The sequence below is a fragment of the Azospirillum halopraeferens DSM 3675 genome, from assembly GCF_000429625.1.
Taxonomy (GTDB): domain Bacteria; phylum Pseudomonadota; class Alphaproteobacteria; order Azospirillales; family Azospirillaceae; genus Azospirillum; species Azospirillum halopraeferens.
The window spans coordinates 225,954-248,614 of sequence record NZ_AUCF01000009.1; the positions used below are offsets into that span (position 1 = coordinate 225,954).

Sequence of the window (22,661 nt, forward strand, 5' to 3'; positions counted from 1 at the left end):
CAATTTGACGAATATACCCGCACATTGATAGAAAAATTCTAAGAATCGCCACCAAAAGTCGTCTTTGCCCACTTCACCCCCGGTCAGTGCCAACCATGGGGTGCCGCGCCTGCGATCATGCGTATGTATTGAGATAATGTTGCACGGCTTCGATGTCCGACTCCGACACCGTCACACCGATGTGTGGCGGCGGTGACAGGAATGCACCGGCGAGCCGGTACCGTCGCGTTCCGCCGCCGGCGATCACGGCGTCGATCAACCGATCTTCCGCTGCGGTCGCTGAAGACGGTGGCGGGGGCGGAGGCGGAGGCGGGGGAGGAGGCATCCACAGCGACCGGGAAAACAGCGGGCGCAAGCCGGCACCGGCGGCGCCCAGCGCCGCGGCGAGGCGTCGGTGGAGCGGCGGCACGGCCGGCGTCGGGACGGCGGCTTCGGCCGCGGGGGGTGACGCGGACGGCGGCGGCGCGTGCAGGTGGCGCCAGTAGCTCCACAGGCTGTCCACCATGGCCCGCCCGTTGACGCCCTGAAGGCGCTGGCTGACCATGAACTGAACCACCGGCCCGCTCAGATACGGTGCGATGTACTGCAGGTGGATGAGGTCGAGGATCTGGCTCATCTCCTCCGGCGTTCGCCCCGGCTCCCCGCCGACGCGGGACACCGCGTCCAGCAGGAGGCCGCGGTAGGCCAGGTACTCGCGCACCAGGCCTTCCGGCGACAGGGCGAGCCATTCCAGCGGATGCCAGTTGTCGTACGAGATGAATCGCTCGATGTTGCGGCCGTGGTAGAACAGCGGCAACCGTGCGCTCTTGCCGGCGACGACGCTGAGAAGCCCGGTAAGCTGTTCACGCGCCATGATGCTGTCCACGCCCAGCGCGGTGGCGAACGCCTCGCGCACCACATCGGTCCGGTGGACGCCGTAGGTCAGCGCTTCATAGCGGCGCATCATCTCCCATACCCGGCCCAACGGGGTGGGACCGGCGATCGACGGGCTGGAGTAGGTGATCTCGGTGATCCGGAATTCGCCGTCGATCTCTTCAAAATTGAAGTACCAGCCGTGCGCCACCGTGTAATCGCGGTTGGCCGCCAGGAACCGGGCGCATTCCACGGCCGCATCGGGAAACAGGATGTCGTCGTCGGCGCACATTACGCAGAATTCGGTCGATACCCGCCGGTAGCCGTCGGCAAACTTGGTGAACGGCGGCATCTCCGACGGGTAACAGAGATGGCGGATTCGCAAGCCGGTGGCGGCCACCGTTGCCGCGTTTTGCTGTAGGGCGGGCTCCTTGCTCGAGTCGAGCACCAGAACCTCGTAAGCAAAACCGTATCTGTCCAGATAATTAACCAAACGGCGCAAGAGATCCGGGCGATTGTACGTCGGAATGATAAGCGTCAGCATGCCGGATCAACCGCTCGCGGAAAGGGAGGAAAAAGGGAAGGGGGCGAAACACGACGCACTATCCATACGCATGGGACGGCAAGCAAGACTTTTGGCGGGGAGGATATGACGTTCGCACTTGCGCGACCCTGATGATTCCTTCAGGCTCCGCTCACCGCCGGCCAGAGGGATGCGGATGAGGAGAGCCCATGACAACAGAGTCCTGTGTTTGCGTGGTGTGCGGCTCCTCGCACCTTGTGGAGCGGCCCGGCTTTGCGGCTCTGGCGCGGGTGACGTCCGATTGCCGGCCCTTTCCCGCCGGCGGGCGGCTTGCGGCGTGCGCCGACTGCGCCATGGTGCAGAAGCTGCCGACACCGCTCTGGCATGAGGAGACGGCCCGGATCTACCGCGAGTACGCGATCTATCATCAGTCCGGCGGGCGGGAGCAGGCGGTTCTCGACGCGGTCACCGGCCGACCGCGGCGGCGCAGCCAGGTGATCGTCGATCGTCTTGCCGCAGGCGTTGCCCTTCCCGCGGCCGGCCGGATGATCGACATCGGCTGCGGCAACGGCGCCATGATCTCGGCCTTCGCAGAGCGGCTGCCCGGTTGGTCGCTGTCGGGCTTCGAGATCGATTCCACCCACGATGAGGTCCTGCGCGCCATTCCCGGTTTCGCGCGTCTCTACACCGGCTCCCTCGATGCGGTGCCGCCGGGCTTCGACGTGATCACGATGCTGCACGCGCTGGAGCATTTCGCGGAGCCCGTGGCCGTGCTGCGGGATCTCCACGGCAAGCTGGCGCCCGGCGGGCTGCTGCTCATCCAGGTGCCGAACGCGGCGCTCAACCCGTTCGACCTGATGATCGCCGACCATCTGTCCCATTTCACCCCCGACTCGCTCGCGCACCTCGTCGGCCGTGCCGGCTTCCGGGTCGAATCCGTCGCCACCGACTGGGTGGCCAAAGAGATCTCGTTGCAGGCACGACCGGCGGCTGGTCCGGCGACCGGCGTGCCGGTTCGGGCGGGACGGCCGGTGTCGGATGACGGCATCGCCTGGCTGGAGACCCTGGTGAACGACGCCGGCAAGGCGGCGCAGGATCAGCCGTTCGGACTGTTCGGCACCTCGATCGCGGCCACCTGGCTGTTCGGCGCGCTTGCCGATCGGGTGGCCTTCTTCGTCGACGAGGATCCCGGGCGGGCGGGCGGCACCTACTTCGATCGCCCCGTCCTGGCACCCGAGGCGGTACCCGCCGGTGCCTGCGTTTTCCTGGCGCTTGCACCGACGGTGGCCGATGCCATCGGCCGGCGACTTGGTCACTTGCCGATTCGGTTTTTCCGGCCGTCCGCTCTCTGACGACCACCGTTCTGGACGAGGTTCGCTGCTTTCGTTATATCCCGAATGGCATTTCCCGTGCCGTGTGGATCAAATCCGCGAAAGGACGCTTCGTTAGCATGCCTTGCAAGATCATTATCGCAAATGACAAGGGTGGCGTCGGGAAGAGCACGCTGGCACAGGTCTGCGTGGCCTGGCTTTCCCGCCGGGGCCACACGCCCCGGGTCGTGGAGTATGATCGAAACGGCCGGCTGCCGCGCATCCTGGGTGCCGGGCGGGTGGTATCGGTCCCGCTGCCGTCCGTGGTCGGCATGGCGCAGGACGCCCGTGCACAGAGTGTGCAGGCCTGGGACCCGATGATCGCCTGGCTGACGGATGCCGAGCCGCTGGTCGTGGATTTCGGCGCACAGGCGTGGAGCCAGTTCGCATCATGGGCTGAGGATGTGATGCTGGCCCGCCTGTGCCCCACGGTTCCGGTCACCGTGCTGGTCCCCGTCACCGCCGACCTGGAGGCGCTGGCCGGCGCGCAACGGATCGTCGACAGCGCGCCGCGGCTGTTGCCGGGTGTCCGCCTCGCGCTGCTGGCCTGCGACAAGGACGGGGAAGTGGGCTTTCTCAGGGGCGTTGCGGCGTGCAGCGCGCTGATCCAATCGGGCCGAGACGCCGGGGCCGCCCTGCGGGTGCTGCCCACCATGACGCGGGAAGCCTATCCGGCGCTCGCCGCGCTCGGCATGGATTTCGACGCCATCGCCGGCAGCGACCCCGCCGACCTGGCGGAGCGCACGGGGCTGCCCATGACGGCGGTGGCACGCACCATCAAGGCGGTGGACGGTTGGTTCGCCGCGACGCTGGCCGTTCTCGATGCCGCCGTCGGCGAGCCCGCCGCGGTCCCGAAGGCCGAACCGGTCTCCCGACCCGCCCCCGAACCCGCCCCCGAACCCGGCTCCGCCCCCGAACCGGAACCACAACCGGCGGCAGCCCCGGCGGCGGCCGCTTCGGGACCGCTGCCCCGGGAGCGCTTCGACGAGACGGCCTACCGGCGTGCCAACCCCGACGTGGCCGCGGCGGTCGACCGCGGGGAATTCGACGATGGCTACGCCCACTATGTTCTGCACGGCTATGCCGAGGGGCGGCCGACCGGCGCGGCGGCCGACGGGGCGCCGGTGGCCATCGCCGCACCGCACGCCGGCATTCCCACGCTGCAGGCGTTCGACGAGGACGCCTACCTGCGTCTCTATCCCGACGTGGCCGCCGCCGTGCACGACGGTCACATCGCCTCCGGTTTCGTCCATTTCATACAGCTCGGACGGCGCGAGGGCCGCTCGGCACCGTTGCGCGCGCCCTGACGGGTTTGAAAATGGCGACGGTTCCGGCGTGTCCCGTGTGCTTCGCGTCCGCACACGCTGCCGGGACGGCAAAGGAACACCCGTTGCCGGCAAGCGGGGCAGCGATGTGGGGACGATGATGCAGCGCGTGCTCCTTGTCGATCCGGACCTGCGATCTGCGGATGAACCCGCGCCGTCCGTCCTGTTCGGCCATGCCGCGGCCGCGGCGGGCATTCCCGCGGTGGTGCTCGCCCATGCCGCCTGCCGGGCCGGGACCGACGGCCCCCTGCGGGTGATGCCCCGGTCGGACGCGACCGTTCTCCCTGCCGGACCGCAGGACGACCTGGTGTTCCCCCGCGGTCTCGACGCGGCCGGCCTGGCCCGCCTTCTGCATCGCACCGCGGCCACGCCGGCCGGGCGACGTCCGACCGTCCGCCTGATCCAATCGGCTGATCCCGACTCCTTCCCGTGCGGCGAGCAGGCGCGGTGGACTTCGGCACTGGGCTGCCTGCGCGGCCTGGCGGGAGGGCGCATTCTGTTCCACGCCGACACCGATGCCCTGGCGGAACGGTGGCGATCCTTCGCCGGCTTGCCCGTCGCGGTCTGCCCGCGGCCTTTGCCGCTGCGCCACCTGCCGTTTCCCGACGCCGGCGGGCCGGGGCCCGGACCGGTGCGGCTGCTGTTCGCGGGAAGCGCGGACGCAAAGGGCGGTTTCACGCTTCTGCCCGATCTGGTCGATGCCTTATGGCTCAGCGTCATCGACGCCGGTCGGGCGGTGCTGACCATCCTTGCCGAGCTTCCGCCGGTCCCCGCCCCGGAGGTGCGCGCCGCCCTGGACCGCCTCCTGGCCTATCCGCGCAATCGTGTGACCGTGCTGACCGGACGGCCGAGCCCATTGTGGCGCTACACCCATCTGGCCGAGGCCGACCTGCTGCTGCTGCCCGACCCGCCGCAGGCCGCCCGGCGCACGGCGCCGGCGCCGTTCATCGAGGCGGCGGCGCTCGGCAAGCCGATGGTGCTGGCCGCCGGGACCTGGATGGCCGACCGCGCCGGCGACGGGGCCGTGCGGGCCGATCGGGCGGACCGTTTCGCCGATGCGGTCCGCCGGGCCCTCGGCCGGTTGCCGGAACTGACCGCGGCCGCCCGGGCGAACGCCCCCGGCTGGCGGCGGGCCCACGATCCGCAGGAGGCGCTGCGCCATCTGCTGCAGGACCGTGCGCCGCGGCTCGACGGCGGGGCGGCCCCGGCGGCGCTGGTGGTCGGGCGCACGGCCTCCCTCGATCCTCTCGGCGCCGCACCGCTGCGCCAGCGCATCGCGTTGCTGGCACGGGGCGGCTGGCGGCTGTACGGCGTCTTCGTCGGGGCGGACGACGCTCCGGTCGACGCGATTGCCGACGCCTTCCCCTTCGCTGCCTGCTGGCGGGTGGGAGACGACGCGGCCAAGCGCCGCATCCGGTTCGGGATCACCGGAGCCGGATGGCCGCGCGGCATGGCGGCGGAACTGGCGGCGGCGGACATCCGCCTGGTGCTGACGGACGATGCGGATGCCGGCGCGTTGCTCGGCCGTCTCGGGCTTGCCGATCGCGCGCGGGTCGTCGAGGCCGGGGCGTTCCACCGCTATGATCCGGCGGTGCACGGTGATGCGGCGGCATACCGCACGTTCATCGACCGCGACGCCGGACGGTTGCGCGCCAGCGCCGCAGTGCTGGTGACCGAACCCGAACACGGCGCCTTCCTGAGGCAGAAGATCGTCGAAGTGCCGTTCCTGGCCCTTCCGCCCGTCGACCCTCCGGCGCCGGCGGGCTGGGACCTCCTGGCCGACGGCGCGGATCTCGGCACGCTGCTGCGGGACTGCGGCTGGACCGGCGAGGGGGACCCGTGCGGTCCGCTGGTGCTGGCGGTCAACGACGGCGCGGCGGGCACACCGGCGGGACTGCGCTGGTTCCTGGAGAGCGTGGTGGCCGGGCACCTCGGCGGCCGGGCTCTGAGCGTCGTGCTGGTCAACGTGGCGGAAGCGCCCGGTCCGGCCGATGACCGTGTCCTGTGCATCGCGCGGCCGTCTCGGCCCGAGCGCCTCTACGCTGCGGCCCGCCTGGTCGTGGTGCCGTGTGCCGGCGGTGTGGCGGTGGCGCCCGCGCTGCTGCGGGCCCTGGCGTATGGCCGCCCCGTGGTGGCAACGCCGGGGGCCTTTGCGGCGGCCGACCCGCCGCCGGACATCGCCGGGACCGACGATCCGGCCGCTTTTGCCGGACGCATGCTCGACCTGCTGCACAACCCGGTGCGGTGCCGGCGCGTGGCGGACGCCGGTCTGCACTGGGCTTGCCGGCGCCTGGACCGGGAGCGGGCTGCCACCGCCTTCGCGGCCCTCGCCGCCACCCTGGTTTCCGGCGCGCCGCCCGCCCCGGCGGGGCCCGCTGACACGCCGGCGGCGGCGGAACCGGCCGGTCCCCTTCCCGCATGGCATCCCGTCCTTGTGCCCTACCGGCAGGCTCTGTCCGCGTTCGCCGCGGGCATCGACGCTCCGGAAGCGGCACGGGCCCTGTGTGCGGCCCTGCCCGATCCGCAGGCCGCCGATGCCTGCCGGGCGGTGCATGATCTTCTGCGCGCTCCCGGCAGCGACTGGTGGCGTAACGTGTCCTTGCCCGGTTTCGAACCGTTCGTCGACATCGCGATCGCGCCGGTGGTTCCGGACCGGCAACGCCTGCACGCCGCCGCCAGGCCGGCATCGACCGGCGAAACGTCGTGGGTGCCGCACCTCCTTGACGAACAGATCGACCGCTGGCTTGCCGACCGGCCGGCGGACCGCAGGCATGTGGATGCCATCATCCGGAGCCTGGAGGTTCCGGAGCGTGCCGATGCGCTGGAGGCGATGTACGCCCATCGCGCCGCGGTGGCCGCACGGAGCGGCGCGCCGGCGCTGCCGCCCTTCGAACCGTTCATCGCCCGCATGGTGGAGGACGCCTGGGCGCCGGATGCGCCGGGCCGGACTCCCCTGCCGCTGCCGCTGCGACGGATCATCGCCGGAGAAGGCAACCTGCCCGGCACGGCCGCGCTGCGCACCGCGATTCGCTGCCGGGTGGCCGGCGAACCGATCCCGCCCGCCGCCGCCGCCGACCTGATCGCCGCCGTCGGCGAGCCCCGGCATGCCGATGTGCTGGCCCGCGTCTACGACCACGAACGCATCACCCAGGGCTACGGCCTTCCCCGGGAACGCCGTCTGCCGGATTTCGAACGGTTTGTCGACGGGGTTGCGGCTGCCGCCGCCGGACCGCCCCGGCATGCCGCCTGATCGTCAACCCACCGGTCGAGAGGAACCGCCATGACCGCATCCACCGAGTTCGAAGCCGTCATCCTCTGCGGTGGCCTTGGCACCCGCCTTCGTGAGGAGACGGAGTTCCGGCCGAAGCCGATGGTGGACATCGGCGGCCGGCCCATCCTGTGGCACATCATGCGGCATTACCGCCATTTCGGCGTCCGCAGTTTCGTCCTGTGCCTCGGCTACAAAGGCGATTCGATCCGGGACTTCTTCCTGAACTACAACCGCCGTTGCCATGACCTGGTGATCGACCTCGGCGCCAACAACATCGTCAACCTGGAGCCCCACGACGAACAGCTGGACTGGCGTGTCGTGCTGGCGGAAACCGGCGCGGAAAGCATGACCGGCCGGCGCATCGTCCGGGCCCTGCGCCACGTGCGGGGCAACACGTTCCTGGCCACCTACGGCGACGGCGTCGCCGACGTCGACGTCGACGCGCTGATCGCCCACCACCGCCGCATGGGACGCATGGCGACGGTGACCGCCGTTCATCCGTCCTCGCGGTTCGGCGAGCTTGGCCTCAGCGGCGACATCGTCCACAGCTTCCGTGAGAAGCCGCAGGTGGACGACGGCTGGATCAACGGCGGTTTCTTCGTCTTCGAGAAGGAGGCGTTCGCCGACGTCGACCCGGCGGCGAACCCGGCGCTGGAGGACGGCGTGCTGGAGCGGCTTGCCGAACGCGGCGAACTGTCCGTCTACCGCCATCACGGCTTCTGGCAGTGCATGGACACCTACCGCGAGATGCAGCTTCTCAACGAGCTGTGGGCAAGCGGCAGCGCCCCCTGGCGGCTGTGGTGACCGGGATGACGATCAACCCGGACCTGTGGCGTGGCCGGCGTGTCTTTCTCACCGGCCACAGTGGCTTCGTCGGCGGCTGGCTGGTTCACCTGCTGGTCGGCATGGGGGCGCACGTGGCGGGCTATGCGCTGGCGCCGCCCGGCGAGCCTAATCTGCACGACCTCACCGGTGTTGCCGGCCTGGTGGACGGCGGCTTCGGCGACATCCGCGACGGGGCGGCCCTGGCGTCGGCGCTGGCCGCGGCCGAACCCGACGTGGTGCTGCACCTGGCCGCCCAGCCGCTGGTGCGGCGCGCCTTCGCCGAACCGGTGGACACGTTCGCCACCAACGTGATGGGCACGGTTCACCTGCTGGAGGCGATCCGCCTCTGCCCGGCGGTGCAGGCCGCCGTCGTGGTGACGACGGATAAGGTCTATGACAACCGGGAATGGGCGTGGCCCTACCGCGAAACCGACGCTCTGGGCGGACGGGAACCCTACGGCGTCAGCAAGGCCTGCTGCGAGATGGCGGTGGACGCCTACCGGAAGAGCTATTTCGAGTCGGCGCGCCGGCTGCCGGTGGCCACCGTGCGCGCCGGCAATGTCATCGGCGGCGGTGACTGGGCGGAGGACCGGCTGGTGCCCGACGCCATCCGCGCCTTCACCGGCGGCCGTCCGCTGGTCCTGCGCAACCCCATGGCGGTGCGTCCCTGGCAGCACGTTCTGGAGATGGCCGCCGGCTGCCTCACGATCGCCGAACGGCTGATCGCTGCCGACGCCGATGCGGCGAACGCCTTCGCGAAGGGATGGAACTTCGGGCCGCGGACCGAGGACGCGCGGCCGGTGTCGTGGGTGGCCGACCGTCTGGCGCTGCACTGGGGTGACGGAGCGCGCTGGGAGCCGGAGGACGGTGCCCGACCGTACGAGGCCCGGCTGCTGATGCTGGACAGCACCCTGGCCCACGGCGAGCTGGGCTGGCGCCCGCGCTGGACGCTGGATACCGCGCTGGCCCGTACCGTCGAGTGGTATCGCGCCCGGCATCGCGGTGAGGACATGCGCGCCGTCACCCGGCGGCAAATCGAGGAGTTCATGGATGATCAGTAACGCATCCCCCCCGCCGGCCTGCCGCGCCTGCGGCGCGCCACTGACGCGCAGCTTTGCCGATCTCGGTTCGACGCCGGTGTCCAATGCCTTCCGCCGTGCCGGAGAGCTGACCGAACCGGAGCCGTTCTTTCCGCTCCACGCCTATGTTTGCGATTCCTGCCATCTGGTCCAGCTCCGCGATTTCCGGGCGCCGGAGCATCTGTTCACCGACGACTACGCCTATTTTTCCTCCTATTCGACCAGTTGGCTGCGCCACGCCGAAGCCTATACGCAGGCGATGGTCGAGCGGTTCGGCATCGGGTCGGAGAACCTGGTCGTCGAAGTGGCAAGCAACGACGGTTACCTGCTGCGGTACTTCAAGGCGCGCGGTGTCCCGGTCTTCGGCGTGGAGCCGTGCGCCAACGTCGCGGCGGCGGCCGAGCGCAACCACGGCATTCGCAGCGTCGTGCGGTTTTTCGGCGCCGAAACCGCCCGCGACATGGTGGCCGACGGCCTTGCCGCCGACCTGATGGCCGCCAACAACGTTCTGGCGCACGTCCCCGATCCCAACGACTTCCTGGCCGGCTTCGCCATCCTGCTGAAGCCGTCCGGCGTCGTCACCTTCGAGTTTCCCCACCTGCTGCGCCTCATCGCTGGCCGGCAGTTCGACACCATCTATCACGAACACTATTCCTACCTGTCGCTGCTTGCGGTGGAGAACCTGCTGGCCCGCCACGGGCTGGCGGCCTTCGACGTGGAGGAACTTGCCACCCATGGCGGGTCGCTGCGCCTGTTCGCCGGCCATGCCGGAGCGGTGCCGGAGGCATCGGCATCCCTGCGCGCCGTGCGGGTGCAGGAACGGTCCGCCGGATTGGACACCTCCGCGCCCTATGACGGGTTCGCCGAAGAGGTCCGCCGGACGAAGCGGCGACTGCTGTCGGAACTGATTGCGCTGAAGGACGCGGGAGCGCGCATCGCCGGCTACGGCGCTCCGGCCAAGGGCAACACCCTTCTGAACTATTGCGGAATCGGCCGGGACTTCATCGATTTCACGGTCGATCGCAGCCCGCAGAAGCAGGGTCTCTATCTGCCGGGCACCGCTATTCCCATTCTTGCACCCGAGGCGATCGCCGAGGCCCGGCCGGACTATGTGCTGATTCTGCCCTGGAACCTCAAGGACGAGATCGTCGCGCAGATGGCCGGCATCGCGCAATGGGGAGGGCGTTTCATCGTGCCCATCCCCGATGTCGCGGTCATCGACCCGGCGGATCAATGACCTGCATTGCTCGACGGGGCATGCCGGCGGCACCGATCTGATGCCGCCGGCGTGATGCCGGGTTTGCGGTGTCGGCCGCGACGACGCTGTCTACGGAGCGTTGGCACCACGCAGGGCAAGGGTGCGCCCGCCGATCAGGATGTCGGTTCCGGCAACGAACGCACCCAGCGTGCGGGCCTGCCCATCCAGCAGTGCCGCCGGCAACGGAATGGCGAAGCCATGGAAGCCATAGCCGATGCGATTGCGGTTCAGGTCCATGCGGAAGTGCCGGGCGTAGCCGCGGGCCACCTCGTCGCCGTCGGCGTAAAGCGCCACGACGACCTTGTCGTCAACGGACCGCCGGTCCAGGGCCCAGCCGTGGGCGACGCCGTCGCGGACCACATCCAGGGACCCGCGGTACCGGAGTGATCGATCGAACCGCACGCGTTGAAGGCTTCCCGGCAGGGGCGTGTCGCAGCCGCGGACGAATGCGGCGATCTCGTGTTCGGCGCCGTCGATCCGGTCCACCGGCAGGTCGGTCTCGAAGCTGTGGGCGCCGTCGCCGATCCCGTTTTCGGCCAGGTCGGGCCGGAACCGGTCGGCCGTGATCGAACACAGAGGGCGGCCGTCGACCAGCAGATCGACCACGACCCGTTGGTCCGGCTGTGCCGGATCGAAGGCCCAGCCGGCCAGGCGTTCGCCGAACAGGCCGCCGAAATGACCGGTGGCCCGGGGGCGGGGGCGGTCCACGATCATATCGGATTATCCGGTGGTTGGACATCCGCCCTCGCCAGCCGCTCCTCAAGGCGGGCGATGCGGTCGAGCGCCCGGTCGTGATCGAGTTGCAGGGCCTCCAGCGCTTCCTCGGCCGCGATCCGTCCGGCCAACGCTTCGCAGGCAAGCCGGCGCAAGGCGTCGGTATGGGGCGCGGCCGCCGGCGGGGGCGGCGGCGCGGCGGTGCGCCCGGATGCGCTCGCCCGGCGGCGCATCCGTTCCACCCAGCCGCGGAGGCTTTCGCCGGGCGTGGCTGCCATGACCGGCCGCTCAGCGCAGGCGCTTGAGCCAGGCGTTCGGCCACGCGGTGACCGGCTGGTCCAGCGGGCTCTCGTTGAAGGGCCAGGGGGGCGTTTCGATGACGAAATCGGGATGGCGGGCGGCGAACGCCTCGGCTGCGGCCGCGGGATTGTCATGCCGCCAGGAGGGGTCGCCACGCGGCACGTCCCACAGGTCCCGCATCAGACCGTCGGTGGCGACGATGTACGAGCCGGGGGTGACGATGTGGTGATAGGCCTCCAGCTCCGCCAGGACGTGGGCGTAGCTGTGGTTGGAATCGAGGAAGACCAGGACCGTATCGTCGGGCCCGATGCCCGCGGTTGCCTGCGCCACCACCTGCGGTGCCACGGAGTCGCCTTCGATCAGGGTGATCATCGGCGCCAGCTCGTGCGCCTCGATGGCCTTGCGGTTGTGGGGGCGGATCTCGATGTCGACGCCGACGACGCGTCCCTTGCCGATCAGCTTGAGGATGCTGGCGGAGAAGACCAGGGAGCCGCCGTGCGCCACACCGGTTTCGATGATGACATCGGGCTTGAGCGCGTAGATGACCTCCTGGACCCGTGCCATGTCGTCGGGGTGCTGGATGATGGGACGGCCCATCCAGCTGAAGGTGTACGAATACTTGCGGTTCCAGCTCGTCTTCAGCCACTGGAGTGCCAGCAGGTCGAAGGCTTCCTGGCCGTAGAGGTCGACGTCGCGGCGCTCGCCGGCCTCGTCGACGGTCAGGATCTTGGCATCGGTGTCGATGGTCAGGCGCATGTATGGGAATCCTAAGGGGCTGCGGCGGGGGTGGGGCGGGCGCGGCGGCGCCGATGATCGATGGTGCGGGCGATGCCGTCCGGCAGGGTGACCGTCGGCCGCCAGCCGGTGGCCTCGCACAGGCGGCTGATGTCCGCGCACAGCAGCGTCGGCTCGCCCTTCTGCGGCTGGCGATGGCCGTAGCGGACGAGGTGTTCGCCGCCGAGCTGCGCGGCGACGGTGCCGACCACGTCGCGCAGGCGGACAGGGTCTCCGGATGCGAGATTGAAGGCGCCGGTGGCGGTGCCGCGCACCAGCGCGGCGAGGGCGTCGGCGGCATCATCGACGTAGACGAAATCACGGATCTGCCGGCCGTGCGAGACCTCGGCCGGCCGGCCGGCGAGCAGCGCGTCGATGACGCCGGGAATCAGCTTGCCGTCCGGTTCGTCCGGGCCATAGGGAAAGAACAGGCGCACCCAGGCGCGTTCGAATCCGTACAGGGCCGCGGCGGCGTCGAGCGCGGCCGACATGGCCACCTTGGCGGCGCCGTAGGGGGTCGCCGGGTGCAGGGGCGTTGCCGATTCCCGGCACAGGCCGCAGGACCAGTCGTATTCGGCGCAGCTGCCCACCCCGACGAACCGCTTTCCGCCGGCTGCGCCGAACGCCTGCGCAAGCACCGTGCCGGCCGCCAGCCAGTCGAGGTTCTGCGGGCTTGTCCAGAAGACTCCCGGCGTGGCGATCCAGGCGAGATGCAGGACATGGGTCGGCGCCACCCGGGCAACCAGGTCGCGCACCGCACCGGTGTCGAGCAGATTCGCAGCGTGCCAGCGGCAGTCCGCCACACCCTCCGCCGGTGTGCGGGCCACGGCGTGGACATCGAATCCGTCCTGCACCAGCCGGGACACGCAGTGACGCCCGAGAAAGCCGCTGGCACCGGTCACCAGGACTCTGCCCGTCATCTCGCATTGTCTCCCTGGCTGGCGGCGGTGGTGGCAAAGACTGTCGGAAGTTATAAGCCACTCGTCATCTTGGGGCGTCAAGGGCGACCATCGGCGTTCGACCGCGCCGGGCCAGCCATCGGGCGTACGGCACCGCAATGTCCCAGTGCCGCGGTACGGTCCACAGGGCGTCCAGGGGGCTGCGACCGAATGTGCTGAGCAGCCCGGGGGCGGAGCGCACGGCGTCCAGGACGTCGCGGTGCTCCGGCCGTTTCAATAGATCGGCGAGCGCACGCAGGACGAGTCGCTGGCGGCGGCGGTCGGCCATGCCCGCCGCGGAGTAGCCGGCGGCATCGCTGCGGAACAGGGTCAGCGGTTCCGGAATCGGGCACAGGCCGAAGCGCAGGGCGACGGCATGGAACGCGAACCAATCCGCATGCCAGCGCAGCGCCGCCGGGAATCCGCCAACCCTGCGCAGGGCCTCGGTGCGCACGACCACGGTGTTGCTGGCGATCGACAGAAAGCGTCGGCGGAACAGCGCCGGCAGAGCCCCGGCCTCCAGCACCTCCGGCAGGCCGAGCAGGCTGAACCGGTCGGGGTCGTCGCGGGCGGCGTTGCGCAGCGTCCCGTCGGCCTCGAGCACGACCAGTTCCGAGCAGCACATGGCGGCATCGGGGTGGCGTTCCAACACCGCCATGGAGCGTTCGAGGAAGGCGGGCATGAGCTGGTCGTCCGCCGCCGTCCAGGCGACGCAGTCGGTCTGCACGGCGTCGAGCAGCGTCGCGCAGGCAGCGACCGCGCCGCGGTTTTCCGCGTGGCGCAGCAGGCGCAGGCGGGGGTTCCGCGATGCGGCATCCTCCAGGATCGCGACGCTGTCGTCGGTGGACGCGTCGTCGACGACGAGAATCGCGTCGGCCGGCCGCGACTGCCCGTTCAGCCCCGCCAGCGCCTGCGGCAGGTGGCGGGCGTGGTTGTGATTGGGCATGGCCAGAGTGACGGTGCAGCGGGTTGGCATGGCGTATCCGGACCGATGGGATGGGTGCCGGGAAAAGCCGGCCGTCACAGGCACCCGGCGAGGCTGCGAACGACCTCGGCGCAGGCGTCGTCGTCGATCACGACCTCCTCCGGTGGTCCTGCGCGCAGGAAGCCGGGTTGCAGGCGTATGGTCAAGGGGACGGCCCCGTGGCGGACGACCCTCTCGACGCGCTCGCCGGGAGCGGGCGGGCCGGCTTCCGGCGGCAGGAGCGGCAGTCCCGCCGCGGGCGGCGGCGGGGCGGCGTGAGCCTGCGCCCAGGCGGCCTGCCGCACCTCGTCGTCCGTGCGGCCGGCAAGCGCGCCGTCGAGCAACACGTCGACCAACCCGGGGGTCAGGTTGCCGGCCAGATAGCGCAGGAGGCAAAGGTCGACGGTGCGTGCGGCCTCCGCCGCCGCGAGCCCGGTGGCGGAGGCCAGGACCGCCCCCAGGACCTGCCGTGCCCGCGCGCCATCGCGCACCAGCGCTTCCGGCGATCGCGACAGCCATTCGACGGGGTGCCAGCTCTCGTAGGTGGTCAGCACCTCGGTGCTGCGGCCGCAGTAGAGACGCGGCAGGCGGGCCACCTTGCCGTGGATCACGGGGATGGCGGAACTGACCAGCTCGCGGAACATCACGCTGCGGGGGAGGCGCGCCAGGTCGAATGCCGTGCGGGCGATCTCCGTGCGCATAACGGCGTAGGTCAGCGCCTCGTACCGCCGGAACAGGTCGGCAAGCCGCTGCGCCGGCTCCGGCGCGGCCAGTGAAGGCGATTGCCAGCAGACGTTCTGCACCAGCACCGACCGTCGGTCGGCGGGCACCCGGTGCCAACCGTCGCCGTAATGGCGGACCGGGCCGGCCAGGCGCCGTTCGTCGAGGAAGGTGTAGTACAGGCCGTGGGCGGCGGCGAACGACGGATGCTCCTCGAGGAAGCGCACGCATTCACCGAGTGCGGCGGGAATCACCACGTCATCGTCCGCGCACAGTACGGCGTAGGGGGTCCGTACCCGGGCGAATCCGTCTCGGAACTTGTCGAACGGCGTGGTCGATCCGGGCAGGACGATGTGGTCGATGTCCAACCCCGTGCCGGTCAGCCCGGCGCGGTTCGCCGCCGCCGCATCCGGACGGCTGGAGTCCATGACCACCACCGGCCAGGAGATGGATTCTGCGGCGAGATGGCGCAGCAGCCGTGCCAGCAGTTCGGGCCGGTTGTAGGTGGGAACGATCAGCGTCAGCACGACATCGGATTCCTCGGGCGCCGGGTTGCCGCGTCGTGCCGGCTGCCCGATGCGCCCCGGCAGGTCGGCTGCGGTTTATAAGAATTACCTCTGGATTTTTCAGCATTATCCTTCTAACACATAGAGCATATGCTGCAATAGCGAGGCACCGGCCGAACGTAAGTCCGTGGTTGGCGTCGAGGGAGTGGTGCGCGGAGAGGGATCGCCTGTTTGCAGGCTTTTCTGCCTTGCGCCGGAGACAATCTTCATTTGTAAACATAGTATTCGCCTCGCTTTCAGATGGCATTGTGTCTTTAGTTAACAATGAGATGGAGTCGTCCTGGTGCCCGCGCGGTCCCGGAGGCGCAGGATCGGAAGGGAGGCTGAAAGGGCATGGGTGTTGATGTGGTTACCGGTGGTGCCGGATTCATTGGCAGCCATCTTGTGGACGCTCTGCTGGCGCTTGGGCGTACGGTTCGAATCGTCGACAACTTCGCCAGTGGTCACCCGCGGAACCTTGAGCATCTACGGGGAAACGACCGGGTGAGTCTCGTGGAAGGCGATGTGGCCGACCGGGCAACCATGGATCGCGCCATATCGGGGGCGGAACGGGTGTTCCATCTCGCCGCACTGGCCGACATCGTGCCGTCCATTCAGCGCCCCGACGCCTATTACCACGCCAATGTTCATGGAACCTTCACGATGCTGGAGGCCTCCCGAGCCGCCGGCGTCGGACGCATCGTGTACGTGGCATCATCGTCCTGTTACGGCATTCCGGATGTGTACCCCACGCCTGAAACGTCGCCGCGCGATCCGCGCTATCCCTACGCCCTGACCAAATGGATGGGCGAGGAGATGGCGTTGCACTGGGCGCAGGTCTATGACCTGCCGGTCGTCTCCGTCCGGTTCTTCAACATCTACGGTCCGCGGGCGCGCACGACCGGGGCTTACGGCGCAGTGTTCGGCGTGTTCCTGGCCCAGTTGCTGGCGGGCAAGCCGCTGACGGTGGTTGGCGACGGCGAGCAGTCGCGCGATTTCACGTACGTCAGTGATGCTGCCGAGTCTCTGATCGCCGCCGCCGAGCGCGGCCGGCCGGGCGAGGTCTACAACGTCGGCAGCGGCCGGCCGGTGACGATCAACGAGGTCGTCCGTCTCCTCGGCGCCGGTGAGGTCGTCCACATTCCCAAGCGCCCCGGCGAACCGGACATGACCTTCGCCGACATCGCCAAGATCGGCGAACAGGTGGGATGGACGCCCAGGGTTTCCATCGAAGAAGGCGTCGCCCGGATGCTGGAAAATATTGAATACTGGCGGGACGCGCCCGTCTGGACACCGGAGAAGATTTCACAGGCAACGGCCGATTGGTTCCGTTACCTGACTCCGCGTGGGTAATATTTCTAACGACCACTTCGTTGAAACGGTGGACACGAATGCAGACGGACAGCCACCTTCAGGCGGCCGCTGAGCCGGCGGAGGCCCCGGGAACCCCGATAGACCTGCCCAATCACGGCAAGGTCCGGTCGATTGCGGAGTTGGCGGACATCGCCCACAAGCTGCGCACCAGCGGCTTTCAGGTGGTTCTGGCGCATGGGGTGTTTGACCTGCTGCATCTCGGCCATGTCCGTCATCTCACCGAAGCCAAGAACAACGGCGACGTTCTGATGGTCACCATCAGCGCCGACCAGTTCGTCAACAAGGGACCGGGGCGCCCGGTGTTCACCGAGGCACTGCGGGCCGAAATGCTCGCCGCGCTGAGCATCGTCGATTACGTTGCGATCTCGCGCAACCCCGGTGCTGAGGCCGTCATCGAGGCGCTCAGGCCGTCGGTGTACGTGAAGGGGTCGGAGTACATGCGACCCGAACAGGACGTGACCGGCCGCATCGTCAGCGAGCGCCAGGCGGTCGAACGCCACGGCGGCCGTCTCGTCTTCACCGACGACATCACCTTCAGCTCCTCGACCCTTCTCAACCGGCATTTCAGCATCTACCCGCCGGATCTGCAGGAGTATCTGGCGGAGCGCCGCCAATCCGGCATGCTCGACCAGCTCACGGGGCTGATCGACCGCATCGCCGGCATGCGCGTTCTCTTCGTCGGCGACACCATCCTCGACGAGTACCAGTACGTCGAACCGATGGGGAAATCGGCCAAGGAACACATCATCGCGACCCGCTACGTCAACACCGAGGTGTTCTGCGGCGGCGTCATCGCGGCGGCGAACACGGCCGCCGATTTCTGCCGCGAGGTCGACGTGGTCACGGTCCTGGGCGACCATGACAGCCGTGAGGACCTGATACGGTCGTCGCTCAAGTCGAACGTGACGTTGCACGCCATCCATCGCGCCGATGCCCCGACCACGCGCAAATGCCGGATGGTCGACCCGGCCTATACGCGCAAGCTGTTCGAGGTCTGTTTCATCAACGACACGCCCCTCGATTCCGATGCGGCGCGTCAGCTCAACCATTGGCTGGGTGACCGCCTCGGCAGCTACGACGTCATCGTCGTGACCGACTTCGGCCACGGCATGATCAACCGGCCGACGATCGATCTGCTGTGCCGGAAGGCCCCGTTCCTTGCCGTCAACGCGCAGACCAACAGCGCCAACACCGGCTTCAATCTGATCACCCGCTATCCGCGCGCCGATTACATCTGCATCGACGCACCCGAAGCGCGCATGGCGGCCGGCGTGCGCCATCAGCCGCTCGAGGAGATCATCGTCGACGGCCTCGCCGGGACGATCGACTGCCCCCGCTTCATGATCACCCATGGCCCGAACGGATGCCTGTCCTACGACCGCAACCGCGGGCTCGGACGGATACCGGCTTTCACCCGCTCCGTCGTCGACACCATGGGGGCCGGTGACGCCTTTCTGGCCGTCACCTCGCCGCTCGCGGCCACCGGGGCGGACCTGGACAGCGTCGGCTTCGTCGGCAACGCCGTCGGCGCGCTCAAGGTGGGCATCGTCGGGCACCGCAAATCGGTCGACCGTGCCGGCGTCGTCAAGACGATCACGGCGATGCTGAAATAAAATCCGCTCCGGCCGGCCGGGCCGCCCCCCTGACGTGAGAAAGAAACCGGGATGAACCCTCAGATCATCGACCGTTACTTCTCCACCCTGCATCGGCTGACGGTGCAGGCGGCGGTGACGGATGCCGCCGGTGCAGCCATGTCCCTGTCCGATGCGTTCGTGCGGATGGAAACGGCCGTGCGCTCCGCCCATGCGGCCGGCAACAAGGTGATGTTCATCGGCAACGGTGGCAGCGCCGGGATCTGTTCGCACCATGCCGTCGACTACAGCAAGAACGGGGGCATTCGCTCCATGGCGTTCAATGACGGGGCAATGCTGACATGCCTCGGCAACGACTACGGCTATGAGCATGTGTTCGCCAAGCAGATCGATTATCACGGACGCCGTGGCGACGTGCTGGTGGCGATCAGCAGCTCCGGGCGCTCGGCCAACATTCTCAACGGTGTTTGCGCCGCGCGCGCCATCGGTTGCGAGGTGGTGACGCTGAGCGGCTTCGCCCCCGACAACCCGCTGCGTCGCGCCGGTGACATCAACGTGTACATCGAATCCTTCGAATACGGCTTCGTCGAGTTGGCACATACATCGATGCTGCACGCGTTGCTCGATCTTGCCATGGGGTGGGGCACGGCGACGGCGCCGACGCTCGCCGAGACCGCCGCCGAATAACCGGCCGCTGAACGGCTGATCTGAATCATTGATGGAGATGTGTTCATGAAGAACCCTGCGATCGACCGTGTCATGGTGACGGGTGGCGCCGGCTACGTCGGATCCATGCTGGTTCCGGCGCTGCTGGATGCCGGCTACGCGGTTACGGTCCTGGACCTGTATCTTTATGGCGGCGAGCCGCTGGCCGCGGTCCGCGACAACCCTCGCCTGACCGAGGTGAAGGGCGACATGCGGGATCCGGAAATCGTCAGGCAAGCCCTCGACGGCGCCGACGCGGTCATCCATCTCGCGTGCATCTCCAATGATCCGTCCTTCGAGCTTGATCCCGGCCTCGGCAAGTCGATCAACTACGACTGCTTCCGTCCGCTGGTCCGCGCCTCCAAGGCGGCGGGCGTGAAGCGCTTCATTTACGCCTCCTCGTCGTCCGTCTACGGCATCAAGGAAGTCGCCGATGTGACGGAGGATCTGCCTCTGGAACCGCTGACCGATTACTCGAAGTTCAAGGCTCTGTGTGAAACGGAGCTGTTGGAGGAGCGGGAGCCCGGTTTCGTCACCCTGATCATCCGGCCGGCGACGGTCTGTGGCTACTCGCCGCGTCTGCGCCTCGACCTCACGGTCAACATCCTGACCAACCATGCGGTCAACAACGGCACCATTCGCGTGTTCGGGGGCGGTCAACTGCGGCCGAACATCAACATCCTCGATATGGTCGACGTGTACCTGACCAGCCTTGCGGCGCCGGATGAGCAGATCGACGGCAAGACCTTCAACGCCGGTTACGAAAACCACTCCGTGATGGAAATCGCCGAGATGGTGCGTGACGAAGCCGGTGGTGCGGTCGGCATCGTGGTCGAGCCGACGAACGACAACCGGTCCTACCACATTTCTTCGGAGCGGATCGCCAGGGAGCTTGGATTCCGGCCGAAGCGCACCATTCGCGAAGCGGTGCGCAGCCTGATCGATGCTTTCAGGGCCGGCAAGATTCCGGATTCCATGACCGATGAACGCTACTTCAACATCAAATTGATGCAGAAGGTTCACCTGACCTGACGCACCGGGGGACGGGGAGAGGGCGACGGGCCCGGGGGCCGTCCCCTTTTCCCCGGATGCCCGAGGGTGCGGCGGTCCGCCCGGTTTTCCATCGGTCGCCGAACGCCGTGTATTTCCCCTTTCAGGCCATGTGCAACCGCGCTAAGGATGGCGGAGGCCTTTCGCAGCCATGGTGCGCGATCGGGGTTGCAGCAATCTGGGGACCGGGATGATGGGGAGCACGGTATCCGGGCCGGCGGGTGGACCGCCCGACGTTGATGCCATTGTTCGACGGATGACCGAGCGGCAGGCCGTCATCGGCGTCATCGGCATGGGGTATGTCGGGCTGCCGCTCGCCTTCACCATGGCGGATAAGGGCTTTCGGGTTCTCGGCTTCGATGTGGACCCCGCAAAGGTGGCGCAGCTCAACGAGGGGCGTTCTTACATCCGTCACATTCCGAGCGACGCCATAGCCGGGCTGGTGGCCGGAGGTCGGTTGGCCGCCACCGCGGAGTTCGCCCGCCTCGCCGAGGTCGACGCCATCGTCATCTGCGTCCCTACGCCCCTGACCCGGCATCGTGAGCCCGACATCAGCTATGTCGTGGACACGACCGAGACCATCGGCCGGTATCTGCGTCGCGGGCAGCTCATCGTCCTGGAATCCACCACCTATCCCGGCACGACCACCGGCGAGATGCGCCCGATCCTGGAGCGCGGCGGCCTGCGGTCGGGTATCGATTTCTTCCTCGCCTACTCGCCCGAGCGCGAGGACCCCGGCAATCCCGCCTTCGCCACCGCGCAGATTCCCAAGGTGGTCGGCGGCGACGGGGCGGACGCGTTGCGCATCGCGCGGGCCCTCTACGACCAGGTGGTGGTGGGAACGGTGGCGGTATCGTCCACCGAGACCGCCGAGGCGGTCAAACTGACCGAAAACATCTTCCGCTCGGTCAACATCGCTCTGGTGAACGAGCTGAAGGTGATCTACGGCGCCATGGGGATCGACATCTGGGAGGTCATCGAGGCGGCCAGGTCCAAGCCCTTCGGCTTCATGCCCTTCTACCCCGGTCCCGGGCTGGGCGGCCACTGCATCCCGATCGACCCGTTCTACCTGACCTGGAAGGCGCGCGAGTTCGAAATCACCACGCGGTTCATCGAATTGGCGGGCGAGATCAACACGGCCATGCCGCGCCTGGTCGTCGACCGTCTGGCCCGTGCCCTGGACGAACGCTTCGGGCGCGGCCTGAACGGTGCGCGCATTCTGGTGATCGGCCTGGCCTACAAGAAGAACGTCGACGACACACGGGAAAGCCCGTCCTACAAGCTGATCGAGCTTCTGGAGGAGCGGGGCGCCGCCGTCGCCTACTACGATCCCTACGCCCCGGAAATCCCGGCCACGCGCGAGCACCCGCACCTGGCCGGACGGCGGTCGATCGACTGGGATCCGGCGGTGATCGGCGGTTTCGACGCGGCGTTGATCTCCACCGACCACGACTGCATCGACTACGGGGCGCTGGTGGCGCACAGCCGCCTCGTCGTCGACACCCGCAACGCAACCGCCCGTGTGGCGGACCGCTCGCGGGTCGTCAAAGCCTAATCTCATCGGGGCGTCCGGGACAGCAGGGGAGCAGATCATGACGGTCAGACTCATCATTGCCAACGACAAGGGTGGTGTCGGCAAGAGCACCCTGGCCCAGATGTGCGTTCTGTACGCGGGCAAGACTTTCGGCGAGGTCAGGGCGGTCGAATACGACCGGCAGCCCAAGCTGGGCCGCTTCTTCGACAAGGGTGTCGTGCAGAGCTTTTCGATCGCCCCGGATTGGGAAACCCAGATCGCCACACCCGGGCGACTGGCCGAGTTCTGGGACCCGATGATCAAGTGGATGAGTGTCCGGCGGCCGCTGGTCGCCGATTTCGGGGCCCAGGTCTGGGGCTACTTCGCGGCGTGGGCGCAGGCAAGTTCCCTTGGGGAACTGGTCGACACCGCGTCCGTGGTCGTCCTGGTCCCGGTGACCGCGGATCGCGAGGCGCTCATCGCGGCCCGGCGCATCGTCGAGACCGCATCCGAGGTGATGCCGCGCGCCCGTGTCGTCCTGTTGTCCTGCGACAAGGACGGGGAGGTCGGTCCTTTGCGACGCCACCCGGCGTTCGTGGACCTGGTGGCGCTGGCCGGGCAGCGCGGCGTGCCGATGCTGACGATGCCGGTTCTGGCGGCGGAGGGTTACCCGGTTCTGGCGGCCTATGGTATGCGTTTCGACACCATCTGCAACGCCAGGCCGAAGGATCTGCTGGCGTCGGCCGGCCTGGCGCCGGCCACCGCGGTGCGCACGATCAAGGCGGTGCGCGCCTGGGCGGAAACGATGGACGCCCTGCTCGGCAGCGTTCTCAACCCGGCGCAGGCGATTCCCGCTGCTCCGGGGGGCGGCGCCGAACCCGGTCGGGGGGCGCTGCCCGCTCTCACCCTGGTGTCCTGATCGGCGGGCGTGCCGAAGACGATAACCCACAGTTCCAGCCGGGAAGGCCA

General features: G+C 68.6%; 19 protein-coding genes. 12 read left to right on the top strand and 7 right to left on the bottom strand.

Annotated features, from left to right (window positions below; genetic code table 11):
- Window positions 1–115: 115 nt before the first annotated feature.
- Window positions 116–1,396 carry a TIGR00180 family glycosyltransferase gene (locus G472_RS0110480; RefSeq protein WP_084536562.1) on the bottom strand — a complete coding sequence of 427 codons (1,281 nt, stop codon included), beginning with the start codon at window positions 1,394–1,396 and terminating at the stop codon, window positions 116–118.
- 188 nt (window positions 1,397–1,584) lie between these two features.
- Here G472_RS0110480 and G472_RS0110485 point away from each other — a divergent pair, with 188 nt between their 5' ends.
- The 6 genes from G472_RS0110485 (at window position 1,585) to G472_RS0110510 (ending at window position 10,482) form a co-directional block, all read left to right on the top strand.
- A complete protein-coding gene (locus tag G472_RS0110485) occupies window positions 1,585–2,727 on the top strand; it encodes a class I SAM-dependent methyltransferase (RefSeq protein ID WP_084536563.1) in 1,143 nt (380 codons plus the stop codon).
- A gap of 98 nt (window positions 2,728–2,825) precedes the next feature.
- The gene (locus tag G472_RS37040) at window positions 2,826–4,052 is read left to right on the top strand and encodes a P-loop NTPase family protein (protein WP_051340662.1); all 1,227 of its coding nucleotides are present in this window, start codon (window positions 2,826–2,828) and stop codon (window positions 4,050–4,052) included.
- A gap of 115 nt (window positions 4,053–4,167) precedes the next feature.
- Entirely contained in the window at window positions 4,168–7,320 is a 3,153-nt protein-coding gene (locus tag G472_RS0110495; protein ID WP_029008355.1) for a glycosyltransferase, read from the top strand.
- A gap of 30 nt (window positions 7,321–7,350) precedes the next feature.
- The gene (gene rfbF, locus G472_RS0110500; RefSeq protein ID WP_029008356.1) at window positions 7,351–8,145 is read left to right on the top strand and encodes a glucose-1-phosphate cytidylyltransferase; all 795 of its coding nucleotides are present in this window, start codon (window positions 7,351–7,353) and stop codon (window positions 8,143–8,145) included.
- 5 nt (window positions 8,146–8,150) lie between these two features.
- Complete coding sequence (gene rfbG / locus G472_RS0110505; RefSeq protein WP_035691963.1) at window positions 8,151–9,227, top strand: CDP-glucose 4,6-dehydratase; 1,077 nt, start codon at window positions 8,151–8,153, stop codon at window positions 9,225–9,227.
- On the top strand, window positions 9,217–10,482 hold the full coding sequence (locus G472_RS0110510; RefSeq protein ID WP_029008358.1) for a class I SAM-dependent methyltransferase: 1,266 nt from the start codon (window positions 9,217–9,219) through the stop codon (window positions 10,480–10,482). The genes rfbG and G472_RS0110510 overlap by 11 nt, the downstream gene beginning before the upstream one ends.
- A gap of 90 nt (window positions 10,483–10,572) precedes the next feature.
- Here the strand turns inward: G472_RS0110510 and G472_RS0110515 are convergent, their stop codons facing one another.
- From G472_RS0110515 to G472_RS0110540, 6 genes are all read right to left on the bottom strand, one after another.
- A complete protein-coding gene (locus G472_RS0110515; RefSeq protein WP_029008359.1) occupies window positions 10,573–11,217 on the bottom strand; it encodes a hypothetical protein in 645 nt (214 codons plus the stop codon).
- Entirely contained in the window at window positions 11,214–11,495 is a 282-nt protein-coding gene (locus G472_RS0110520) for a hypothetical protein (protein ID WP_029008360.1), read from the bottom strand. The genes G472_RS0110515 and G472_RS0110520 overlap by 4 nt, the downstream gene beginning before the upstream one ends.
- A gap of 10 nt (window positions 11,496–11,505) precedes the next feature.
- Window positions 11,506–12,273, bottom strand: coding sequence for a cephalosporin hydroxylase family protein (locus G472_RS0110525; RefSeq protein ID WP_029008361.1), 768 nt, complete (start codon window positions 12,271–12,273; stop codon window positions 11,506–11,508).
- Between the two features lie 11 nt (window positions 12,274–12,284).
- On the bottom strand, window positions 12,285–13,211 hold the full coding sequence (locus G472_RS0110530; protein WP_029008362.1) for an NAD-dependent epimerase/dehydratase family protein: 927 nt from the start codon (window positions 13,209–13,211) through the stop codon (window positions 12,285–12,287).
- Window positions 13,212–13,275: 64 nt separating this feature from the next.
- Window positions 13,276–14,205, bottom strand: coding sequence for a glycosyltransferase family 2 protein (locus tag G472_RS39460; RefSeq protein WP_029008363.1), 930 nt, complete (start codon window positions 14,203–14,205; stop codon window positions 13,276–13,278).
- A 44-nt stretch (window positions 14,206–14,249) separates the two neighbouring features.
- The gene (locus tag G472_RS0110540; protein ID WP_029008364.1) at window positions 14,250–15,440 is read right to left on the bottom strand and encodes a TIGR00180 family glycosyltransferase; all 1,191 of its coding nucleotides are present in this window, start codon (window positions 15,438–15,440) and stop codon (window positions 14,250–14,252) included.
- Between the two features lie 372 nt (window positions 15,441–15,812).
- Here G472_RS0110540 and G472_RS0110545 point away from each other — a divergent pair, with 372 nt between their 5' ends.
- From G472_RS0110545 to G472_RS0110570, 6 genes are all read left to right on the top strand, one after another.
- The gene (locus G472_RS0110545) at window positions 15,813–16,811 is read left to right on the top strand and encodes an SDR family oxidoreductase (protein WP_029008365.1); all 999 of its coding nucleotides are present in this window, start codon (window positions 15,813–15,815) and stop codon (window positions 16,809–16,811) included.
- 38 nt (window positions 16,812–16,849) lie between these two features.
- Complete coding sequence (locus G472_RS0110550) at window positions 16,850–18,445, top strand: PfkB family carbohydrate kinase (RefSeq protein WP_084536565.1); 1,596 nt, start codon at window positions 16,850–16,852, stop codon at window positions 18,443–18,445.
- Window positions 18,446–18,496: 51 nt separating this feature from the next.
- A complete protein-coding gene (locus tag G472_RS32450) occupies window positions 18,497–19,111 on the top strand; it encodes an SIS domain-containing protein (protein WP_051340663.1) in 615 nt (204 codons plus the stop codon).
- A gap of 45 nt (window positions 19,112–19,156) precedes the next feature.
- Window positions 19,157–20,161 (top strand): NAD-dependent epimerase/dehydratase family protein, encoded by a 1,005-nt coding sequence (locus G472_RS0110560; RefSeq protein WP_029008367.1) that lies wholly within the window; start codon window positions 19,157–19,159, stop codon window positions 20,159–20,161.
- A gap of 274 nt (window positions 20,162–20,435) precedes the next feature.
- Window positions 20,436–21,734, top strand: coding sequence for a nucleotide sugar dehydrogenase (locus tag G472_RS0110565; RefSeq protein WP_245593449.1), 1,299 nt, complete (start codon window positions 20,436–20,438; stop codon window positions 21,732–21,734).
- Window positions 21,735–21,771: 37 nt separating this feature from the next.
- Window positions 21,772–22,611, top strand: a complete 840-nt coding sequence (locus G472_RS0110570; protein ID WP_029008369.1) for a hypothetical protein — start codon at window positions 21,772–21,774, stop codon at window positions 22,609–22,611.
- Window positions 22,612–22,661 lie beyond the last annotated feature (50 nt).